The sequence below is a fragment of the Paenirhodobacter sp. genome, assembly GCF_050177655.1.
Taxonomy (GTDB): Bacteria; Pseudomonadota; Alphaproteobacteria; order Rhodobacterales; family Rhodobacteraceae; genus Rhodobacter.
The window spans coordinates 17,129-34,238 of record NZ_JBFXGV010000001.1 but is presented as its reverse complement, the minus strand read 5'-3'; the positions used below and the strand labels follow the sequence as shown (position 1 = coordinate 34,238).

Here is a 17,110-nt window from a genome sequence, read left to right as displayed (position 1 = left end):
GTCTCGGAAACGGAGGAGGAAACCATGAGATCGAAACTGACGAAGGGCCTCGCGCTCGGGATGGCACTGGCCGCGGCGGTGATCGCGGCCGCCCCGGCGGGCGCCGAGGGCAAGCCGAACATCCGCGAGAAATGGCGGATGGGCTTCGACGAGAAGATCAAGGGCAAGAAGGTCGCCTGGGTGCCGGTCTGGATGGGCGTGCTCGAATCCGAATGGACCGCGGTGATGAAGGATCAGTTCGCGCGCTACGGCATCGAGTTCGCCATGCGCGACCCGAACTTCAACAACGACGTCGCGCTGCAGGCGGTCACGGCGCTGATCAACGAAAAGCCCGATGTGCTGATCGTGCAGAACAACTCCACCACCGCGCTCGCCTCCGAGCTCAAGCGCGCGATGGAGCAGGGGATCTACGTGGTGCAGGTCAACATGGCCTCGAACACGGTGGGCGACGCCTATGTCGGCGTCGACTGGGTCGACATCGGCCGCCAGATCGCCACCGAGATCGTGCATGACTGTGGTGGCGGCCAGGGCTCCGGCAAGGTCGCGATGATCCAGGGCGAGGCCACGGCGGCCGGCTCCGTCGATCAGCTCAAGGGCGCGATGGAGGTATTTTCCACCGATCCCTCGATCAAGGTGGTGATGTCGCAGCCGGCGAGCTGGGACGCGAACAAGGCCAATCAGCTGGCGACCACCGCGATCCAGCAGAACCCCGATCTCTGTGCGGTCTACGGCTTCTGGGGGCCGATGACGGCGGGCGCCGCGCAGGCGGTGAAAAACGCCGGCATGGAGGGCAAGATCCGGGTCTATGCCTCCTCCGACGGGCAGCGCGGCGACTGCAACCTGGTCGAACAGGGGCTGTTCTCCCGCGCGCTCTCCTATCGCGCCGACATCCAGGGGCAGGCGATCGTGAACGCGGTGCTCGGCCTGCTGCAAAGCGGCGACGCCCCCGGTTCGAAGAACCTCTTCTACTTCTCGAACCAGTATTGGGTGAACGGGCCGCAGGACGCCAAGTTCTGCTACGACGACCCGACGAAGTGATCGCCCCCCCGCGGGCCTGAGCCCGCATCCCCCCGCAAAGACCGAAACGACGCTCCCGGCACCCCGCCGGGAGCCCCACTCCCCGATTGTCCGAGGCCAACATGTCCGTCGCTCGACTCTGGTACAGATATTCCCCGCAGATCCTCATCGGCGAGCTGCTCGAGAAGCGCTGGATGGAGGCCTTCGTCCCCTTCGTCCTGATGCTGATGGTGATCGGCGCCTTCGCGCTGGCGCTGCCCTCGCAGCTGAGCTGGATCAGCCTGCAATACCTGCTGCGCGATTTCGCACCGATCGCGCTCGTCACCTTCGCGATGGCGCTCGCGATCCTGTCCGGGGGCATCGACCTCTCCGTCGGGGCGACTTTCGCGGTGGCGAATTTCGTTGCGATCTATCTGGCCGGCGTGCTGGAATGGCCGATCCCCGCCGCGATCCTCGGCACCCTGGCCTTCGGCGCATTCGCGGGCACGGTGAACGGGTTGCTGATCGCCTATCTGCGCACCCGACCCTTCCTGACCACGATGGTCATGCTGATCATCCTGCGCGCGCTTTATGACAAGCTCATCAATGGCTACACGGTCGAGCTGTCCTCGATCATGATCGAGGATCCGCTCTGGACGATGATGGGTGGCGGCAAGATCCTCGGCCTGCCCTTCGCCGCGATCAGCCTGCTCGTCATCGGCGTGGCGCTGCATTTCTACCTCTCGCGGATCCGCCCGGGCCTGCATCTGATGGCCGTCGGCTCGAGCCGCAAGGCCGCGCGCCATGCCGGCATCCCGGTGCGCCGCGCGATCTTCTCCGCCTATCTGATGTCGGGCCTGCTCTCGTCCTTCGCCGGGGTGATCTATGCCGCGCGGCAGAACAGCGTCGGCACCGGCGTCGGCCAGGGATGGGAGATCACCGCCCTCGCCGCGGTGGTGCTCGGCGGCATCAGCCTCAACGGCGGGCGCGGCTCGATCGCGCGGGCCGCGATGGGCGCGATCGCGATCTTCCTCACCGTGAACGGGCTGGTGCAATCGGGCGTGCATGGCAGCCTGACCTCGGCCACCGTCGGTCTGGTGCTGCTCGTCGCGATGGGCTTCAACGTGAAATGGGCCAAGAACAAGGCCAAGATCACCCAGAAGGTCTATGTCAGCCCGACCTGGGTCGATTTCACCCCCGCGCCCTCGATCGCCGCCGACAGCGGCACCCCCTTCGCCGCGAACGACCGGCTGCAGGAGGTCGAGACCATCGGCCTGAACCAGATCGAGGGGCCCGAGGACGTGATCCTCGACCGTCAGGACCGGCTTTACGCGGTGACCCGCAACGGCTCGATCATCCGCTTCTCGGGGCCGGATTTCGGCACCCGCGAGGAGTTCGCCCGGATCGGCGGGCGCCCGCTCGGCATGGCCTTCGACCGCGACGAGAACCTGATCGTCTGCGTCGCCGGCATGGGGGTCTATGGCGTCACCCCCGAGCGCCGGGTCTACAAGGTCACCGACGAGACGAACCGCAGCTGGCTCTCGATCAAGGACGACTCGCGGCTCTCGCTCGCCGACGACCTCGACATCGCGCCCGACGGGAAGATCTACTTCTCCGAGGCGACGATCCGCTACGACCTGCAGAACTGGGCGCTCGACGGGTTCGAGGGGCGCGGCAACGGGCGGCTGATCTGCCACGATCCGGCCACCGGCACCACGCGCACGATCCTGAAGGACATTGCCTTCCCGAACGGCGTCTGCGTGGCGCATGACGGCCAGTCGATCCTGTTCTGCTCGACCTGGCTGTGCAAGGTCTTCCGCTACTGGATCGCGGGGCCGAAGACCGGCCGGACCGAGGTGGTGATCGACAATCTGCCGGGCTACCCCGACAACATCAACCGCTCCTCGGACGGCAATTACTGGCTCGCCTTCGTCGGTCTGCGCTCGCCGGTCTACGATCTCGCGATGGCCTCGCCCGGGTTCCGCATCCGCATGGTCAAGCGCATCCCGCGCGACGAATGGCTGATCCCGGGGCTGAACTATGGCGCGGTGATCAAGTTCGCCGACAGCGGTGCGGTGCTGGAATCGCTCTGGGATCCGAAGAGCGAGGCGCATCCGACGATCACCTCGATGCGCGAGCACAAGGGCTGGCTCTACATCGGCGGGCTCGAGAACAACCGCATCGGCCGGATCCGTCTGAACGGCGTCGACGAGGGCTGGACCGGCTGGAACTCCTATTGGGGCACGGACGCCCGCAGCGGGCGGAAAGGATAAGCCATGTCTCTGATCGCTGAAATCATCGACCGTCTGTTTCATCCCAACCGCGATCCGCATGCGGTGCCGGTGCTCGACGGTCCGTTCTCGCCCAACCGCCTGCTGGAACAGGCGCAGCCGGTGAGCCCGGTGCTGGAGGGGGCGGATGACTTCCTCGTCCTCGCGGCCGAGGGCGCGCCCGGGTTCCTCGTCTCGGGGCCCGAAGGGCTGGTGAGGCTCGCGCAGGGGGAGCGCAGCCTCTTCGCCGCGACCGAGGCGGCGGCCGGGGCGATGGCCCCGCGCCAGGGAGGCGGGGTGTTCGTCGCGCTCGAGGGGCGCGGGGTGCTCGCGCTCGATGCCGCGGGCCGGGTGCTCTGGCAGGCGGCGCAGGTCGCCGGGCGGCCGCTGCACGCCGTCACCGCGCTCGCCACCGGGCCGGACGGGCGCCTCTATGCCGCCGACGCCTCGCAGACGAACACCGTGAGCGACTGGAAGACCGATCTGATGCAGGCGGGTGCGCCCTCGGGCCGGATCGTCGCGCTTGATCCGGCGACCGGCACGGGCGAGGAGCTGGTCACCGGTCTCGCCTGGCCCGCGGGGGTCTGCGTCAGCGCCGACGGCGGGCAGCTGTGGTTCAGCGAGGCCTGGACGCACCGGCTCTGGTCGCTCGATCTCGCGCGCGGCACGCGGCGGCTCCTCACGCGCAATTTCACCGGCTACCCGGGGCGCATCGTGGCGCAGGGCGCGGGCTTCTGGATGAGCTTCTTCGCGCTGCGCACGGAGCTCACGGAATTCGTCCTCTCCGAACGCGCCTTTTGCGAGCGGATGATGGCGGAGGTGCCGCGCGATCTCTGGATCGGTCCGGCGCTGAATTCGCGCATGGCGCATCTGGCGCCGACGCAGCTTGGCGGCATCAAGAAGCTCGGCATCGAGAAGGCCTGGGCGCCGCCGCGCTCCTACGGGCTCGCCGCGCTGTTCGACGCGCAGGGCGAAGGGGTGGCGAGCTGGCACAGCCGTGTCGGCGGGCCGTTCCACGGCATCACCGCGCTGCGCAGCGCCGGCGGCCGCGTCTTCGCGCTCTCGAAGGGCGAGGGCGTGATCGTCGAGCTGCCGCAAACCGAAACCTGGCTGAGGGAGGACGCCGCATGACCGAGGAGAACCGGACGGAACAGGCGATCGTCGCGCTGCGTGGCGCGACCAAGGTCTATGGCGGGGTGCATGCGCTCGACGGTGTCGATTTCGACGTCCGTCCGGGCGAGATCCACGCCCTGCTCGGCGAGAACGGCGCGGGCAAGTCGACATTGTCGAAGATCCTGTCGGGGGCGGTTCAGCTCAGCTCGGGCAGCTACCTGATCGACGGCAAGCCGGTGGACTTCACCGCACCGGGCGATGCGCTCGCCGCCGGGGTGGCGATGGTCTATCAGGAGACGAGCCTCGTGCCCTCGATGACCGTGGCGCAGAACATGCAGCTCGGCATGGAGAAGCTCTTCACCCGTTACCGTGGCATCAACATCGCCGCGCAGCAGGCGTTGCAATCGCTCAACTTCGACGTCGATCCGCTGGCGCTGATCGAACAGCTCGGCACCGCGAAACGGCAGATGGTCGAGATCGCGCGCGCCGTGCTGCACGATGCCCGCGTCATCATCTTCGACGAGCCGACCGCGAGCCTCACCCCGGAGGAGATCCAGTATCTCTTCCACCTGATGCGGCGGCTGCGCGAGAGCGGGGTGGGGATCGTCTTCATCAGCCACGCGCTCGAGGAGGCGCTGCAGCTGGCCGACCGGATCACCGTGTTGCGCGACGGCAAGCTGATCCGCACCTGCCCGGCGCAGGAGCTCGACCGCGAGGGGGTGGTGAAGCTGATGGTCGGGCGCGAGGTCGCCGCGGCCGAGGCGCGCATCGCCCATCACGCCCCGGGGCACCGGCGCGAAAAGGTGCTTTCGGTCGAGAATGTGACGATGGGCTCGATCGTGAAGAACATGTCCTTCTCGGCCTTCGCGGGCGAGGTTGTGGGGATCGCGGGGCTCGTCGGCTCGGGCCGGACCGAGGCGGCGAAGATCGTCTCGGGCGCGCTCAAGCGCAACTTCCTGCGCGGCGGCATGGTCTATCTGCGCGGCAGGCCGGTGCGCTACGACGTGCCGCGCCAGGCGATCCGCGACGGCATCGTCTACATCACCGAGGACCGCAAGCTGAACGGTTTCTTCGAGACGATGAATGTCGACGACAACATCTATCTCGGCAAGCTGACGCGGCCCGGGGGTTTCAGCTTCCTGTTCTCGCGCGCCGAGCGCAAGCGCGTCGCCGATCTCTGGGTGAAGAAGCTCAACATCGCCGCACTGCGCCGCAGCCTGAAGATCATCGAATATTCCGGTGGCAATCAGCAGAAGGTCGTGGTCGCCAAGGCGCTGGTGCAGGAGCCCTCGATCATCTTCTTCGACGAGCCGACGCGCGGTGTCGACGTCGGCGCGATCCCGCAGATCCACGCGGCGATCCGCGAGCTGGCGGCCGAGGGAAAGGCGGTGGTGGTGATCTCCTCCTACCTGCCCGAGATCCTCGCGGTGTCCGACCGCATCCTCGTCGCCCGCGCGGGGCGCATCGTCGAGGAAATGTCCGCGGCCGAGGCGACGGAGGACAAGATCCTCTTCGCGGCGATCCACTGAGGGGGCGGTGATGACGAGACCCGTTCCCTCCGGCATGCCCGGGCTGCGCGGCACCGATCACATCGGCTTCACCGTGCCCGACCTCGATCAGGCGGTGGATTTCTTCTGCCGGGTGATCGGCTGCGAGAAGATCTACGAGCTTGGCCCCTTCCGCTCCGACGACGACTGGATGGCGGTGCAGCTGAACGTCGATCCGCGCACGGTGATGCGCCGGCTCGCGCTGCTGCGCTGTGGCCATGGCAGCAATTTCGAGGTGTTCCAGTACGAGGCCCCCGATCAGGTGACCCGCCCCCCGCGCAACAGCGACATCGGCGGCCATCACCTCGCCTTCTACGTCGACGATTTCGACGCGGCCCTCGCGCATCTGCGCGACAGCGGCGTCACGATCTGCGGCACGCCGGTCTTCCGCACCGAGGGGCCGAGCGGCGGACAAAGCTGGATCTATTTCCTGACCCCCTGGGGAATGCAGTGCGAACTCGTCAGCTTCCCGGGCGGCAAGGCCTACGAAAAAACCGCCGCGCGCCATCTGTGGCATCCGGCCCATCCCGAGGCATGACATGACCAGAGCTTCCGATCTTCCGACCCAGGACTTCCGCGGACGCACCGCGCTCGTGACCGGCGCCGCAAGCGGCCTTGGCCGCGCGATGGCCGAGGCCCTCGCCCGCGCCGGTGCCGATCTCGTGCTGTTCGATCTCGACGATGCCGGCAGCCGCGCGCTGGCAGAGGAGCTTTCCGCGGCGCATGGCGTGCGCGCTGCCGCCTGCGCCGGCTCCGTCGCCGACGAGGTCGACGTGGCCCGCGCCTGTGCCGCGGCCCGCGCGCTCACCGGGCGGCTCGACATCGTGATGAACAACGCCGGCATCGGGGCGAACCATCCCTCGCTCGATCTTGCCCCCGCGCTCTGGCGCCGGGCGATCGACGTCAACCTGACCGGGGTCTTCCTCGTGGCGCAGGCCGCGGGGCGGATCATGGCGGAGCAGGGCGGCGGGGTGATCGTCAACACCGCCTCGATGTATGGCGTGGTCGCCGCGCCCGAGCGGGCCGCCTATTGCGCCGCCAAGGCCGGGGTGGTGGCGCTGACCAAGGTGCTCGCGATCGAATGGGCGGCGCAGGGGATCCGGGTGAACGCGATCGGCCCGGGCTATGTCGAGACCGCGCTGACCGGCCGGATGGCGGCCGAGGGGCGGCTCGATCTCGAGGCGCTGCGCGCGCGGGTGCCCGCCGGACGTCTCGGCACGCCCGGGGAGATGGCGGCCGCTGCGCTGTTCCTCGCCTCCGACGCCGCCGCCTATATCACCGGCCAGACCCTCGTCGCCGACGGCGGCTGGTCGGCCTACGGCTATCTCTGAGCCGCGCCAGCGGCCCGTTCGTTTGCCCCCGATCGTTTTCCGAGGACATCATGCCTGACTTCATCGACCTCAGCCCCGCCGCCCCCTGGCGCGAATTGCGCGTCACCGCGCAGGATGCCGCCGCCCTCGATCCGAAGACCGGACGCACGATGCTTGCCCAGATGGCGCTGATCCGCGCCTTCGAGGAAAAGGTGCTCGATCTCGCGGCGCAGGGGCTCGTGCATGGCCCGGCGCATTCCGCGATCGGGCAGGAGGGCGGGGCGGTCGGCTCGGCCCTCGCGATGCGGCCGGGCGACGAGGTGAACGGCTCGCACCGGGCGCATCACCAGTTCCTCGCCAAGGCGCTCGCCCATGTCGCGCAGACGGGGATCGACCCGGAACAGCCCTTCGAGCCGCAGATCCGCGATCTCGCGAAGAAGACCCTCGCCGAGATCCTCGGTCTCGCGCAGGGCTTTTGCAAGGGGCGCGGCGGTTCGATGCACCTGCGCTGGGCGGAGGCGGGCAATCTCGGCACCAATGCGATCGTCGGCGGCGGCGTGCCGATGGCGGCGGGCGCGGCCTGGGCGCATCGGCGCGCGGGCCGCGGGGCGGTCGTCTACAGCTATTTCGGCGACGGCGCGACGAATATCGGCTCGGTTCTCGAGACGATGAACCTCGCCGCCGCCTGGAAACTGCCGATCTGCTTCTTCATCGAGAACAACCGCTATGCCGTCTCGACCCATGTCGAGGAGGTCACCGCCGAGACGCGGCTTTCGGCGCGTGGCCTCGCCTTCGGCATTCCCGCGCTCAAGGTCGACGGGATGGATGCGCTCGCGGTCTATCTGGCCGCGCAGGAGGCGAACCGGATCCTGCGCGCGGGCGAGGGGCCGGTGATCATCGAGGCCGATCTCTACCGCTATTTTCACCAGAATGGCGCGTTGCCCGGCTCCGCCTTCGGCTATCGCACGAAGGAGGAGGAGGCCGAATGGCGCGCTCGCGACCCGATCGAGGCGCTGGGCCGGCTGCTCGCCGGGCGGCAGATCCTCGGCGACGCGGGCATCGCCGGGCTGCGTGAGCGGTCGGTGGCGCTGATGGAGGAGGTCGCGGCCGAGCTGATCGAGACCGCCGAGGGGCGCAGGCGGATCATCCCCGCGCTCTGGCCGGAGGAAAGCTTCCGCGACTACGGGCTGCGCGGCGATCTGTCGGAGATGGCGGGGGCGCGCTACCTCGAGCAGCAGGCCTTCCCCGGCGAGATCGCCCAGGGCGCGAAATTCATCGACCTCGTCGCGGATGTTATGGAACGCCGGATGGCCACGGATGAGCGTATCGTGGTGATGGGCGAGGACGTGCACCGGCTGAAGGGCGGCACCAATGGCGCGACCCGGGGGCTGTCGCAGGCCTATCCCGACCGCTGCCTCGGCACGCCGATCTCGGAGAACGCCTTCACCGGCGTCGCGGCCGGGATGGCGGCCGACGGCCGGGTGCGCCCGGTGATCGAGTTCATGTATCCCGATTTCATGTGGGTCGCGGCGGATCAGGTCTTCAACCAGATCGGCAAGTTCCGCCACATGTTCGGCGGCGAAAGCCCGATGCCGCTCGTGCTGCGCACCAAGGTGGCGATGGGTACGGGCTATGGCTCACAGCATTCGATGGACCCGGCGGGGATCTTCGCCACCGCGCCCGGCTGGCGCATCGTCGCCCCCTCGACGCCTTATGACTATGTCGGGCTGATGAATTCCGCGCTGATGTGCGACGACCCGGTGCTGGTGATCGAACATGTCGATCTTTACAATTCCAAAGGCCCGGCCCCGGTCGGCGATCTGGATTACTGCATTCCGCTCGGCCGGGCGAAAGTGGTGCGCCCGGGCACGAAGCTGACGATCCTCACCTATCTGGCGATGGTGGAAAAGACCCGCGCGGTCGTCGAGGAGCTCGGCGTCGATGCCGAGATCGTGGATCTGCGCTCGCTCGACCGGGCCGGTCTCGACTGGGAGACGATCGAGGCCTCGGTGCGCAAGACCAACAACGTGCTGATCGTCGAGCAAGGTGCGCTCGGCACCTCCTATGGCGGGATGCTCGCCGACGAGGTGCAACGCCGGCTGTTCGACTGGCTCGACCAGCCGGTGCTGCGGGTGACCGGGGGCGAGGCCTCGCCCTCGATCTCGAAGGCGCTCGAGACGGCGGCCTGCGCGCGCCCGGCAGATGTCGCGGCGGGGATCGCGGCGGCGATGGCGGGTCAGGGCCTGCCGCTGGCGCAGTGACGCGCGGTGAACCGGGGAGACAGAGAATGACGACCGAGATTGTGCTGCCTTCGCTTTCGGCGGGGATGGAAGATGCGGTGATCGCGAAATGGCTGGTGCATCCGGGGGACCGGGTGGAGCCGGGTCAGGTGCTGGCGGAAGTCGAGACCGACAAGGCGACGATGGAACTCGAGGCCGCGGAGGCGGGGGTCGTCGGGCGGCTGAACGTCGCCACGGGCCAGCGGGCCGATGTGGGTGCTGTGCTGGCGCTCCTTCTGGCCGAGGGTGAGGCGCTGCCCGAGGCCGCTCCGCCCGCAGCCCCGGCATCGGCCGAGCAGGCGCCCGCCCCGCACCCGCCCGTGCCGGACCTGCCGGGCGAGCGGCGTCACCCGGCCTCGCCGCTTGCACGGCGGATGGCGGCACAGGCGGGGCTGGACCTTGCCGGGGCGCAGGGCAGCGGCCCGAAGGGGCGTATCGTGAAGATCGACGTCGAACGGCTGCGCGCCGCCTCCCCCGCGGTGGCGCCGTCGCCCGTCGCTCCGGCGGGGGTGCAGGACATCCCCGCGGGGATCGGCGCGCATGAGGTGCTGCCGGTCTCGACCATGCGCCGCACCATCGCGCGCCGCCTCGTCGAGGCGAAACAGCGGATCCCGCATTTCTATCTTTCGTCCGATTGCGAGATCGACGCGCTGCTGGCCCTGCGCGCGCAGCTCAACGAGGGGCGCGCCGCCGATACGCGGATCTCGGTCAACGACCTGATCGTCAAGGCGGCCGCGCTGGCCCTGCGCGCAGTGCCTGCGGCGAATGTGATCTGGAATGGCGCGGAGATCCTGCAGCTTCATGACGTCGACATCTCGGTCGCGGTCGCGACCGAAGGCGGGCTGATGACGCCGATCCTGCGCGGCGCCGACCGGATGAGCCTCGGCACGCTGTCGGGCGAGATGCGCGCACTCGCCGCCCGGGCCCGTGCGGGGCGGCTGAAACCCGAGGAATATCAGGGCGGCGGCTTCTCGGTCTCCAATCTCGGCATGTATGGGGTGAAGAGCTTCTCCGCGATCATCAACCCGCCGCAAAGCTGCATCCTCGCGGTCGGCGCGGCGGAGCGCCGCCCGGTCGGGCGGGGTGAGCAGATCGTGCTGGCCGAGGTGATGAGCCTGACCCTTTCGGTCGATCACCGCTCGGTCGACGGCGCGCTTGGCGCCGAACTGCTCGCCGCGATCAAGGTGGGGATCGAGCAGCCGCTCGGCCTGCTGCTCTGAGGGAGGGCATAGGATGTCTCAAAGCTTCGACATGATCGTGATCGGCGCGGGGCCCGGGGGCTATGTCGCCGCGATCCGGGGCGCGCAGCTGGGGCTGAAGGTCGCCGTCGTCGAACGCGAGCATCTGGGGGGCATCTGCCTGAACTGGGGCTGCATCCCGACCAAGGCGCTCCTGCGCTCGGCCGAGGTCTTCCACCTGATGCATCGCGCGAAGGAATTCGGGCTGAAGGCCGAGGGCCTCGGCTATGACCTCGACGCGGTCGTGGCGCGTTCGCGCGGGGTGGCGAAGCAGCTGTCCGGCGGCGTCGCCCATCTTTTGAAGAAGAACAAGGTCACCGTGGTGATGGGCGAGGCCACGCTGCCGAAACCCGGCCTCGTCTCGGTGAAGACCGAAAAGGGCAGCGAGGAGCTTACTGCGAAGGCGATCGTCCTCGCCACCGGCGCGCGGGCGCGCACGCTTCCGGGGCTCGAGGCGGACGGCGATCTCGTCTGGAGCTACAAGCACGCGCTGGTGCCGAAGCGCATGCCGAAGAAACTCCTCGTGATCGGCTCGGGTGCGATCGGCATCGAATTTGCGAGCTTCTTCAACACGCTCGGCGCCGAGACGACGGTCGTCGAGGTGATGGATCGGGTGCTGCCGGTCGAGGATGCGGAGATCTCCGCCTTCGCCAAGAAGGCCTTCGTGAAGCAGGGGATGAAGATCCTCGAAAAGACCACGGTGAAGAAACTTGACCGCAAGCCGGGCAAGGTCGTCGCGCATCTCGAGGATGCCAAGGGCACCACCACCGCGGAATTCGACACGGTGATCTCGGCCGTCGGCATCGTCGGCAATGTCGAGGGGCTGGGCCTCGAGGCGCTTGGCGTGAAGATCGACCGCACCCATGTGGTGGTCGACGCATTCTGCCGCACCGGGGTGGCGGGGCTTTACGCGATCGGCGACATCGCCGGCGCGCCCTGGCTCGCGCATAAGGCGTCGCACGAGGGGGTGATGGTGGCCGAGCTGATCGCGGGCAAGCACGCCCATCCGATCAAGCCGGGCTCGATCGCCGGCTGCACCTATTGCCATCCGCAGGTCGCCTCGGTGGGGATGACCGAGGCGAAGGCGAAGGAGGCGGGCTATGACGTCAAGGTCGGTCGCTTCCCCTTCATCGGCAATGGCAAGGCGATTGCCTTGGGCGAGCCCGAGGGGCTGGTGAAGACGGTGTTCGACGCGAAGACCGGCGAGCTTTTGGGCGCGCATATGGTCGGCGCCGAGGTGACCGAGCTCATTCAGGGCTATGTCGTCGGGCGCCAGCTCGAGACGACCGAGGAAGACCTGATGCAGACTGTCTTCCCGCATCCGACGCTGAGCGAGATGATGCACGAGGCGGTGCTCGACGCTTACGGGCGGGCCATCCATATGTGACCGCAGCATCTGTTCATGCTGCCGTAAGCGGGAAAAGGGCGCTCGATTCCGGGGGTATGACTTCGTTGACAGGCATGCAGCCACAGGAAAAGACCCGCCGAAGCGGGTCTTTCGGGGCGCTTGCGGTCAGATCGCGCGGTCGATGCCGTCGGGGCCGATCACGCGGCTCGGCAGGCCGATCTTGCCCAGACGCTCGAGGAAGGGGCGGGCGGGCAGCTCCTCGACATTGGCCATCCGGCGCACGTCCCAGGTGCCCTCGGCCACCATCATCGCTGCGGCCACCGCCGGCACGCCCGCGGTGTAGGAGATGCCCTGCGAACCGACCTCCTCATAGGCCTCCTTGTGATCGGCGACGTTGTAGACGAAGACCTCGACCTCCTGGCCGTCCTTCAGCCCCTTGACGTAATCGCCGATGCAGGTCTTGCCGGTGTAGGTCGGGGCAAGGCTCGCGGGATCGGGCAGCACCGCCTTCACCAGTTTCAGCGGCACGACCTCGAGCCCCTCGGCGGTTTTCACCGGCTGTTCCGACAGCAAGCCGAGGTTCTTCAGCACGGTGAAGACGTTGATGTAGTGATCGCCGAAGCCCATCCAGAAGCGCACGTCGGCCTGCGGATAATTGGCCGAGAGCGAATGCACCTCGTCATGACCCGAAAGGTAGGCCTTCTGCTTGCCCACGACGGGCAGATCCCATTCCTTGCCCACCTCGAACATGGCGTTTTCCTGCCATTTGCCGCCCTGCCAGGAATAGACCGTGCCGGTGAATTCGCGGAAGTTGATCTCCGGGTCGAAGTTCGTCGCGAAATAGCGGCCATGCGAGCCCGCGTTGATGTCGACGATGTCGATCGCGGTGACGGTGTCGAGATATTCGTCGGCGGCGAAACGCACATAGGCGTTCACCACGCCCGGGTCGAAGCCGGCGCCGAGGATCGCGGTCACGCCCTTCTCGGCGCAGAGATCGCGCTTCTTCCACTCGTAATTGCCATACCACGGCGGCGTCTCGCAGATCTTCGCCGGGTCTTCGTGGATCGCGGTGTCGATATAGGCGACACCCGTCTCGATGCAGGCATCCATCACCGTCATGTTGACGAAGGAGGAGCCGACGTTGATGACGATCTCGACGCCGGTCTTGCGGATCAGCGCGGCGACGGCAGTGCTGTCCATCGCGTCGACGGCATGTCCCTCGAACGTGCCCGGCACTTTCATCGCGCCCTTCGCGTGGACCGAGGCAATGATCGCGTCGCATTTCGCCTTCGTGCGCGAGGCGATGTGCAGGTCACCCAGGATGTCGTTCGACTGCGCGCATTTGTGGGCGACCACTTGCGCCACACCGCCGGCACCGATGATGAGCACGTTCTTTTTCACTTCAGCTGGCTCCTTTCACGAGCAAGGGGAAGGGGGGCGTCTCGGCCCCTCAGGACAATGAGGAGGCGTAATCCTCATAGGTGAATTCGCGGATCAGCTCGACCGTGCCATCGGCGCGGCGGATCGCGATCGAGGGCATATTGACGCCGTTGAACCAGTTCTTCTTGACCATCGTGTAGCCGGCGGCGTCGCGCACGGAAATGCGGTCGCCGATCTGCAGCGGCGCGGGAAAGCGCGCCTCGCCGAAGATGTCGCCGGCAAGGCAGCTTTTCCCCGCGATCTGATAGGGAAAATCGCCGTCCTGCGGGAGTTTCGCAGATTCCCGATAAATCAGAAGGTCGAGCATATGCGCCTCGATCGAGCTGTCGACGATGGCGATCTGTTTCTCGTTTTCCAGAAGATCGAGAACAGAAACCTCGAGCGTGGTCGATTGGGTGATCGAGGCCTCGCCGGGTTCGAGATAGACCTGCACGCCGAAACGCTCGGAAAACGCCTTGAGCCGCGCGGCCAGTTCCTCGATCGGGTACTCCGCGCCGGTGAAGTGGATGCCACCGCCAAGGCTGACCCAATCGAGCTTTTCCAGAAGCGGCGCGAATTCCGCCTCGATCCGGCCGAGCTGCATGTCGAAGAGATCGAAATCGCGGTTCTCGCAATTGTAATGGATCATCACGCCGGAGATCAGATCGGCGATGCCAAGGAGTTTGGTCACATCCCATTCGCCCAGCCGCGAGAACGGCCGCGCCGGGTCGGCGAGGTCGAAGCCGGAGGTCGAGAACCGCGGGTTCAGCCGCACGCCGCGCTTGATGCCCGCCGATTGTGCCTCGAAGCGGGTGAGCTGGCCCACGGTGTTGAAGATGATCTTGTCGGCATAGCCGCAGGCCTCGTCGATCTCGCGATCCGACCAGGCGACGGAATAGGCGTGGGTCTCCTTGCCGAACTTCTCGCGCCCGAGCCGCAGCTCGAAGAGCGAGGACGAGGTCGTGCCGTCCATATACGGGCGCATGATGTCGAAGGCGGACCAGGTTGCGAAGCATTTCAGCGCCAGAAGCGCCTTCGCCCCGGAGGCCTCGCGCAGGGCGGCGATCTTGCGCATGTTCTCGAGGAGACGCGCTTCGTCGATCAGGTAGAAGGGTGTCGGGATCATGTGCCCCCCCAAGCGGCAAAGTGAAGCCGCGATATAGGCCCCCCGCCCCTTGATCGCAAGGGAAACTCAGTCCACGCGCAGCGCGTCCTTCGCTACCGCCAGAGTGTAACCCTTGCGTGAAATATTCCTGACGAGGAGTTCGGAGACGAGCGCATTGCCAAGCGCATCGCGCAACCGCTTGATGCGGGTGGCGCCGGCGGCCTCGTCGCAATCGGCCTCCGCCTTGCCCGAGATCACCGCCTCGATCTGCGCACCGGTGAGGATCTCGTCATCCATCCGCGCCTCGGCCAGCACGGCGAGCGTCTCGATCGCGGCGGGGGTGAGGGAGAAGGCCATGTCGTTCAGCATCACAGCATTCTCGCCGCGCAGGATCCGCAGGCTTTGCACCTCGATGCCGGAGCGGACGATTTCGGTCATTCGCCGGTTGAGCCCGACGACGGTGAGCAAAAGCACCAGCGCCGCCACCATCAGCGCAGTGGCAAAGACGAGCAGGATGAAGATGATGATCCGATAGGAGGAGAGCACCTCGGCAAAGGCGGTACCCGACTGGCCGAGCACTTCGAGCAGGCGCAGCTGCGTCGGATCGGTCAGTGCGTCGTTCTGCACGAAGATCTGCTCGACCCGGTCGTTGAACGCCCCGGCATCGGGCAGCGCCAGGAACAGAAGCGCCGCCGCCAGCCCGAGGATCGCCGTGATCGCGACAACGCCCCAGAGCGCCGCGCGCGATCCCGCCCGCAGCCCCTCAGTAACGGAGGAAGAATTGTCCGGCACTGGCTTTCCTTTTGTCGAGTCCTTCGGGCCCGAAAATGGAGACGATGTTCAGAAGCGTCCAGCCACCGCGTGCAAGGCGTGGGGCCAATGCGCGGGCAGCCGCCTGTTTCGTGCAGGCATTGTCGGGGATCTGCGCGACGCCATAATGCAGGCGCAGCGGGTTGTCCTGCTTCGCCTTGTAATCGGCGAAACACTGGGCCTGCGCCGGGGCGGCGGCCAGAAGGGCAAGGGCGAGGAGCGCATGTTTCATCATGCCCCGAGGCTGCGCGGGCGCGCGATGTTATGCAATAGCCAAAAGGAGTTGCGGGGCCTGCTATCGGATAACAGGGGGCTGTTATTGCGTGGCGGAAGGGGCCGGGGCGAGGGTGGCCTCATCGAAATGCATCGGGCCCCGCCCACCGCCTCAGCAAAGGAAACCGCCATGACCGGCTCGCTCCGTACCCGCCTCACCGCCGCCACCACCGCGGCCGCCCTCGCGCTGGGCAGCCTCACGCTGGGGGCGACCCCGGCCGCCGCGCGCAGCAACGATCAGACGCTCGGCTGGATTCTCGGCATCGGTGCCGCCGCCGTGCTGCTCCATGAACTCGACAAGGAGAACAGCAAGAAGAAGGTGCAGACGATCACTCCGGTGCCGCCGCGCGATCCCTGGCGCCACGATGACCATCGCGACGACTGGCGCCGCGACTCGCGCCTCGAGGTGCCGAACCGCTGCCTGATCGACGTGCGCACCGCGAACGGGCGTCGGCAGGTTGTCTCCGCCAGCTGCGCCGAGCGCGAGATGCGCCGCGCCGATCTGCCGCGCGCCTGCGCCTTCGACCTGATCACCGACTACGGTCGGCGCGAGCGCGTCTATGGCCGCAACTGCCTCGAGGACCGGGGCTATCGGATCAGCCGCTATTGAAGGGGGCAGGCCCGAACGGGCAGGGAAGGGCGGGGGCAATCCCGCCCTTTTTCATTGCGGCAGGGGGCCGGAGCGGGCAGAGAAAAGGGATGACACAGTCCCCTGATTATTCCTTCGAGCTGGCGGCGCAGGCGCGCGGCCTTTTGCGCGTGGCCGGCACCGATGAGGTCGGCCGCGGTCCGCTCTGTGGCCCGGTCACGGCGGCGGCAGTGGTGCTCGACCCCGCGCGCATCCCCGCCGGGCTGAACGATTCGAAAAAGCTCAGCGCGAAGCGGCGCGCCGAACTGGCCGCCGAGATCATGGCCTGCGCCGACTGGTGCGTCGCCCATGCCACGGTCGAGGAGATCGACGCGCTGAATATCCTGCGGGCCAGCCATCTTGCGATGTGCCGTGCCGTGGCCGGGCTGCGGCTTGCGCCCGATCATGTGCTTGTCGATGGCAACCGCCTGCCGCGCGATCTCGGCCTTTCGGCGGAGGCGCTGGTGAAGGGCGACGGGCGTTCCGTCTCGATCGCGGCGGCCTCGATCCTGGCGAAAGAGGCGCGCGATGCGCTGATGGTGGATTTGGCGCAACAATACCCCGGCTATGGCTGGGAGAAGAACGCCGGATACCCGACAAGGGATCATCTGGAGGCGCTCCTAAATCTTGGTGTGACCCCCGTTCATAGGCGTTCATTCAAGCCCGTGCACAATATCTTGTGCCAAGACAAATCTGTAAGTGCTTGATTCAAAAAAGAATTTGACGGCGAATCGCCTTTGACTCATGTTTGACCTCACGAGATCGGCACAAGCC

Annotated in this window: 15 protein-coding genes; 11 read left to right on the top strand and 4 right to left on the bottom strand. The window is 67.2% G+C overall.

What is annotated here, in order from left to right; all coding sequences use genetic code 11:
- Positions 1 to 24: 24 nt before the first annotated feature.
- The 9 genes from AB7U46_RS00170 to lpdA all read left to right on the top strand — a co-directional run bounded on the left by AB7U46_RS00170 (position 25) and on the right by lpdA (position 12,140).
- A complete protein-coding gene (locus tag AB7U46_RS00170; protein WP_428334900.1) occupies positions 25 to 1,038 on the top strand; it encodes a sugar ABC transporter substrate-binding protein in 1,014 nt (337 codons plus the stop codon).
- A 101-nt stretch (positions 1,039 to 1,139) separates the two neighbouring features.
- Positions 1,140 to 3,269 carry an ABC transporter permease gene (locus tag AB7U46_RS00165; protein ID WP_428334899.1) on the top strand — a complete coding sequence of 710 codons (2,130 nt, stop codon included), beginning with the start codon at positions 1,140 to 1,142 and terminating at the stop codon, positions 3,267 to 3,269.
- Positions 3,270 to 3,272: 3 nt separating this feature from the next.
- Complete coding sequence (locus AB7U46_RS00160; RefSeq protein ID WP_428334898.1) at positions 3,273 to 4,397, top strand: SMP-30/gluconolactonase/LRE family protein; 1,125 nt, start codon at positions 3,273 to 3,275, stop codon at positions 4,395 to 4,397.
- Complete coding sequence (locus tag AB7U46_RS00155) at positions 4,394 to 5,908, top strand: sugar ABC transporter ATP-binding protein (RefSeq protein WP_428334897.1); 1,515 nt, start codon at positions 4,394 to 4,396, stop codon at positions 5,906 to 5,908. The genes AB7U46_RS00160 and AB7U46_RS00155 overlap by 4 nt, the downstream gene beginning before the upstream one ends.
- Positions 5,909 to 5,918: 10 nt before the next feature.
- On the top strand, positions 5,919 to 6,464 hold the full coding sequence (locus tag AB7U46_RS00150; protein WP_428334896.1) for a VOC family protein: 546 nt from the start codon (positions 5,919 to 5,921) through the stop codon (positions 6,462 to 6,464).
- Between the two features lies 1 nt (position 6,465).
- Positions 6,466 to 7,257 (top strand): SDR family NAD(P)-dependent oxidoreductase, encoded by a 792-nt coding sequence (locus AB7U46_RS00145; protein ID WP_428334895.1) that lies wholly within the window; start codon positions 6,466 to 6,468, stop codon positions 7,255 to 7,257.
- Positions 7,258 to 7,307: 50 nt separating this feature from the next.
- Positions 7,308 to 9,497, top strand: coding sequence for an alpha-ketoacid dehydrogenase subunit alpha/beta (locus tag AB7U46_RS00140; RefSeq protein ID WP_428334894.1), 2,190 nt, complete (start codon positions 7,308 to 7,310; stop codon positions 9,495 to 9,497).
- A gap of 26 nt (positions 9,498 to 9,523) precedes the next feature.
- On the top strand, positions 9,524 to 10,735 hold the full coding sequence (locus AB7U46_RS00135) for a dihydrolipoamide acetyltransferase family protein (RefSeq protein ID WP_428334893.1): 1,212 nt from the start codon (positions 9,524 to 9,526) through the stop codon (positions 10,733 to 10,735).
- Positions 10,736 to 10,748: 13 nt separating this feature from the next.
- The gene (lpdA, locus tag AB7U46_RS00130) at positions 10,749 to 12,140 is read left to right on the top strand and encodes a dihydrolipoyl dehydrogenase (protein WP_428334892.1); all 1,392 of its coding nucleotides are present in this window, start codon (positions 10,749 to 10,751) and stop codon (positions 12,138 to 12,140) included.
- 126 nt (positions 12,141 to 12,266) lie between these two features.
- Here lpdA and AB7U46_RS00125 read toward each other — a convergent pair whose 3' ends face one another.
- The 4 genes from AB7U46_RS00125 to AB7U46_RS00110 all read right to left on the bottom strand — a co-directional run bounded on the left by AB7U46_RS00125 (position 12,267) and on the right by AB7U46_RS00110 (position 15,667).
- Positions 12,267 to 13,502: a saccharopine dehydrogenase NADP-binding domain-containing protein gene (locus AB7U46_RS00125; protein ID WP_428334891.1), complete on the bottom strand. Its 1,236-nt coding sequence runs from the start codon at positions 13,500 to 13,502 to the stop codon at positions 12,267 to 12,269.
- A gap of 49 nt (positions 13,503 to 13,551) precedes the next feature.
- Positions 13,552 to 14,646 (bottom strand): carboxynorspermidine decarboxylase, encoded by a 1,095-nt coding sequence (locus tag AB7U46_RS00120; RefSeq protein ID WP_428334890.1) that lies wholly within the window; start codon positions 14,644 to 14,646, stop codon positions 13,552 to 13,554.
- 66 nt (positions 14,647 to 14,712) lie between these two features.
- Positions 14,713 to 15,417 carry a winged helix-turn-helix domain-containing protein gene (locus AB7U46_RS00115; RefSeq protein ID WP_428334889.1) on the bottom strand — a complete coding sequence of 235 codons (705 nt, stop codon included), beginning with the start codon at positions 15,415 to 15,417 and terminating at the stop codon, positions 14,713 to 14,715.
- Positions 15,389 to 15,667, bottom strand: coding sequence for a hypothetical protein (locus AB7U46_RS00110; RefSeq protein WP_428334888.1), 279 nt, complete (start codon positions 15,665 to 15,667; stop codon positions 15,389 to 15,391). The genes AB7U46_RS00115 and AB7U46_RS00110 overlap by 29 nt, the downstream gene beginning before the upstream one ends.
- Positions 15,668 to 15,838: 171 nt before the next feature.
- On the opposite strand from AB7U46_RS00110, the gene AB7U46_RS00105 reads away from it, so the two are divergent.
- Both AB7U46_RS00105 and AB7U46_RS00100 read left to right on the top strand, forming a co-directional pair.
- Positions 15,839 to 16,318 (top strand): hypothetical protein, encoded by a 480-nt coding sequence (locus AB7U46_RS00105; protein WP_428334887.1) that lies wholly within the window; start codon positions 15,839 to 15,841, stop codon positions 16,316 to 16,318.
- A gap of 89 nt (positions 16,319 to 16,407) precedes the next feature.
- Complete coding sequence (locus AB7U46_RS00100; protein WP_428334886.1) at positions 16,408 to 17,043, top strand: ribonuclease HII; 636 nt, start codon at positions 16,408 to 16,410, stop codon at positions 17,041 to 17,043.
- Positions 17,044 to 17,110 lie beyond the last annotated feature (67 nt).

Excerpts from the sequence above, each read along its gene's own strand:
- AB7U46_RS00140 (WP_428334894.1), top strand. The coding sequence starts at position 7,308 with ATGCCTGACTTCATCGACCTCAGCCCCGCCGCCCCCTGGCGCGAATTG.
- AB7U46_RS00100 (WP_428334886.1), top strand. The coding sequence starts at position 16,408 with ATGACACAGTCCCCTGATTATTCCTTCGAGCTGGCGGCGCAGGCGCGC.
- AB7U46_RS00170 (WP_428334900.1), top strand. The coding sequence starts at position 25 with ATGAGATCGAAACTGACGAAGGGCCTCGCGCTCGGGATGGCACTGGCC.
- AB7U46_RS00150 (WP_428334896.1), top strand. The coding sequence starts at position 5,919 with ATGACGAGACCCGTTCCCTCCGGCATGCCCGGGCTGCGCGGCACCGAT.
- AB7U46_RS00145 (WP_428334895.1), top strand. The coding sequence starts at position 6,466 with ATGACCAGAGCTTCCGATCTTCCGACCCAGGACTTCCGCGGACGCACC.
- AB7U46_RS00110 (WP_428334888.1), bottom strand. The coding sequence starts at position 15,667 with ATGAAACATGCGCTCCTCGCCCTTGCCCTTCTGGCCGCCGCCCCGGCG.
- lpdA (WP_428334892.1), top strand. The coding sequence starts at position 10,749 with ATGTCTCAAAGCTTCGACATGATCGTGATCGGCGCGGGGCCCGGGGGC.
- AB7U46_RS00120 (WP_428334890.1), bottom strand. The coding sequence starts at position 14,646 with ATGATCCCGACACCCTTCTACCTGATCGACGAAGCGCGTCTCCTCGAG.
- AB7U46_RS00105 (WP_428334887.1), top strand. The coding sequence starts at position 15,839 with ATGACCGGCTCGCTCCGTACCCGCCTCACCGCCGCCACCACCGCGGCC.
- AB7U46_RS00135 (WP_428334893.1), top strand. The coding sequence starts at position 9,524 with ATGACGACCGAGATTGTGCTGCCTTCGCTTTCGGCGGGGATGGAAGAT.
- AB7U46_RS00155 (WP_428334897.1), top strand. The coding sequence starts at position 4,394 with ATGACCGAGGAGAACCGGACGGAACAGGCGATCGTCGCGCTGCGTGGC.
- AB7U46_RS00160 (WP_428334898.1), top strand. The coding sequence starts at position 3,273 with ATGTCTCTGATCGCTGAAATCATCGACCGTCTGTTTCATCCCAACCGC.
- AB7U46_RS00165 (WP_428334899.1), top strand. The coding sequence starts at position 1,140 with ATGTCCGTCGCTCGACTCTGGTACAGATATTCCCCGCAGATCCTCATC.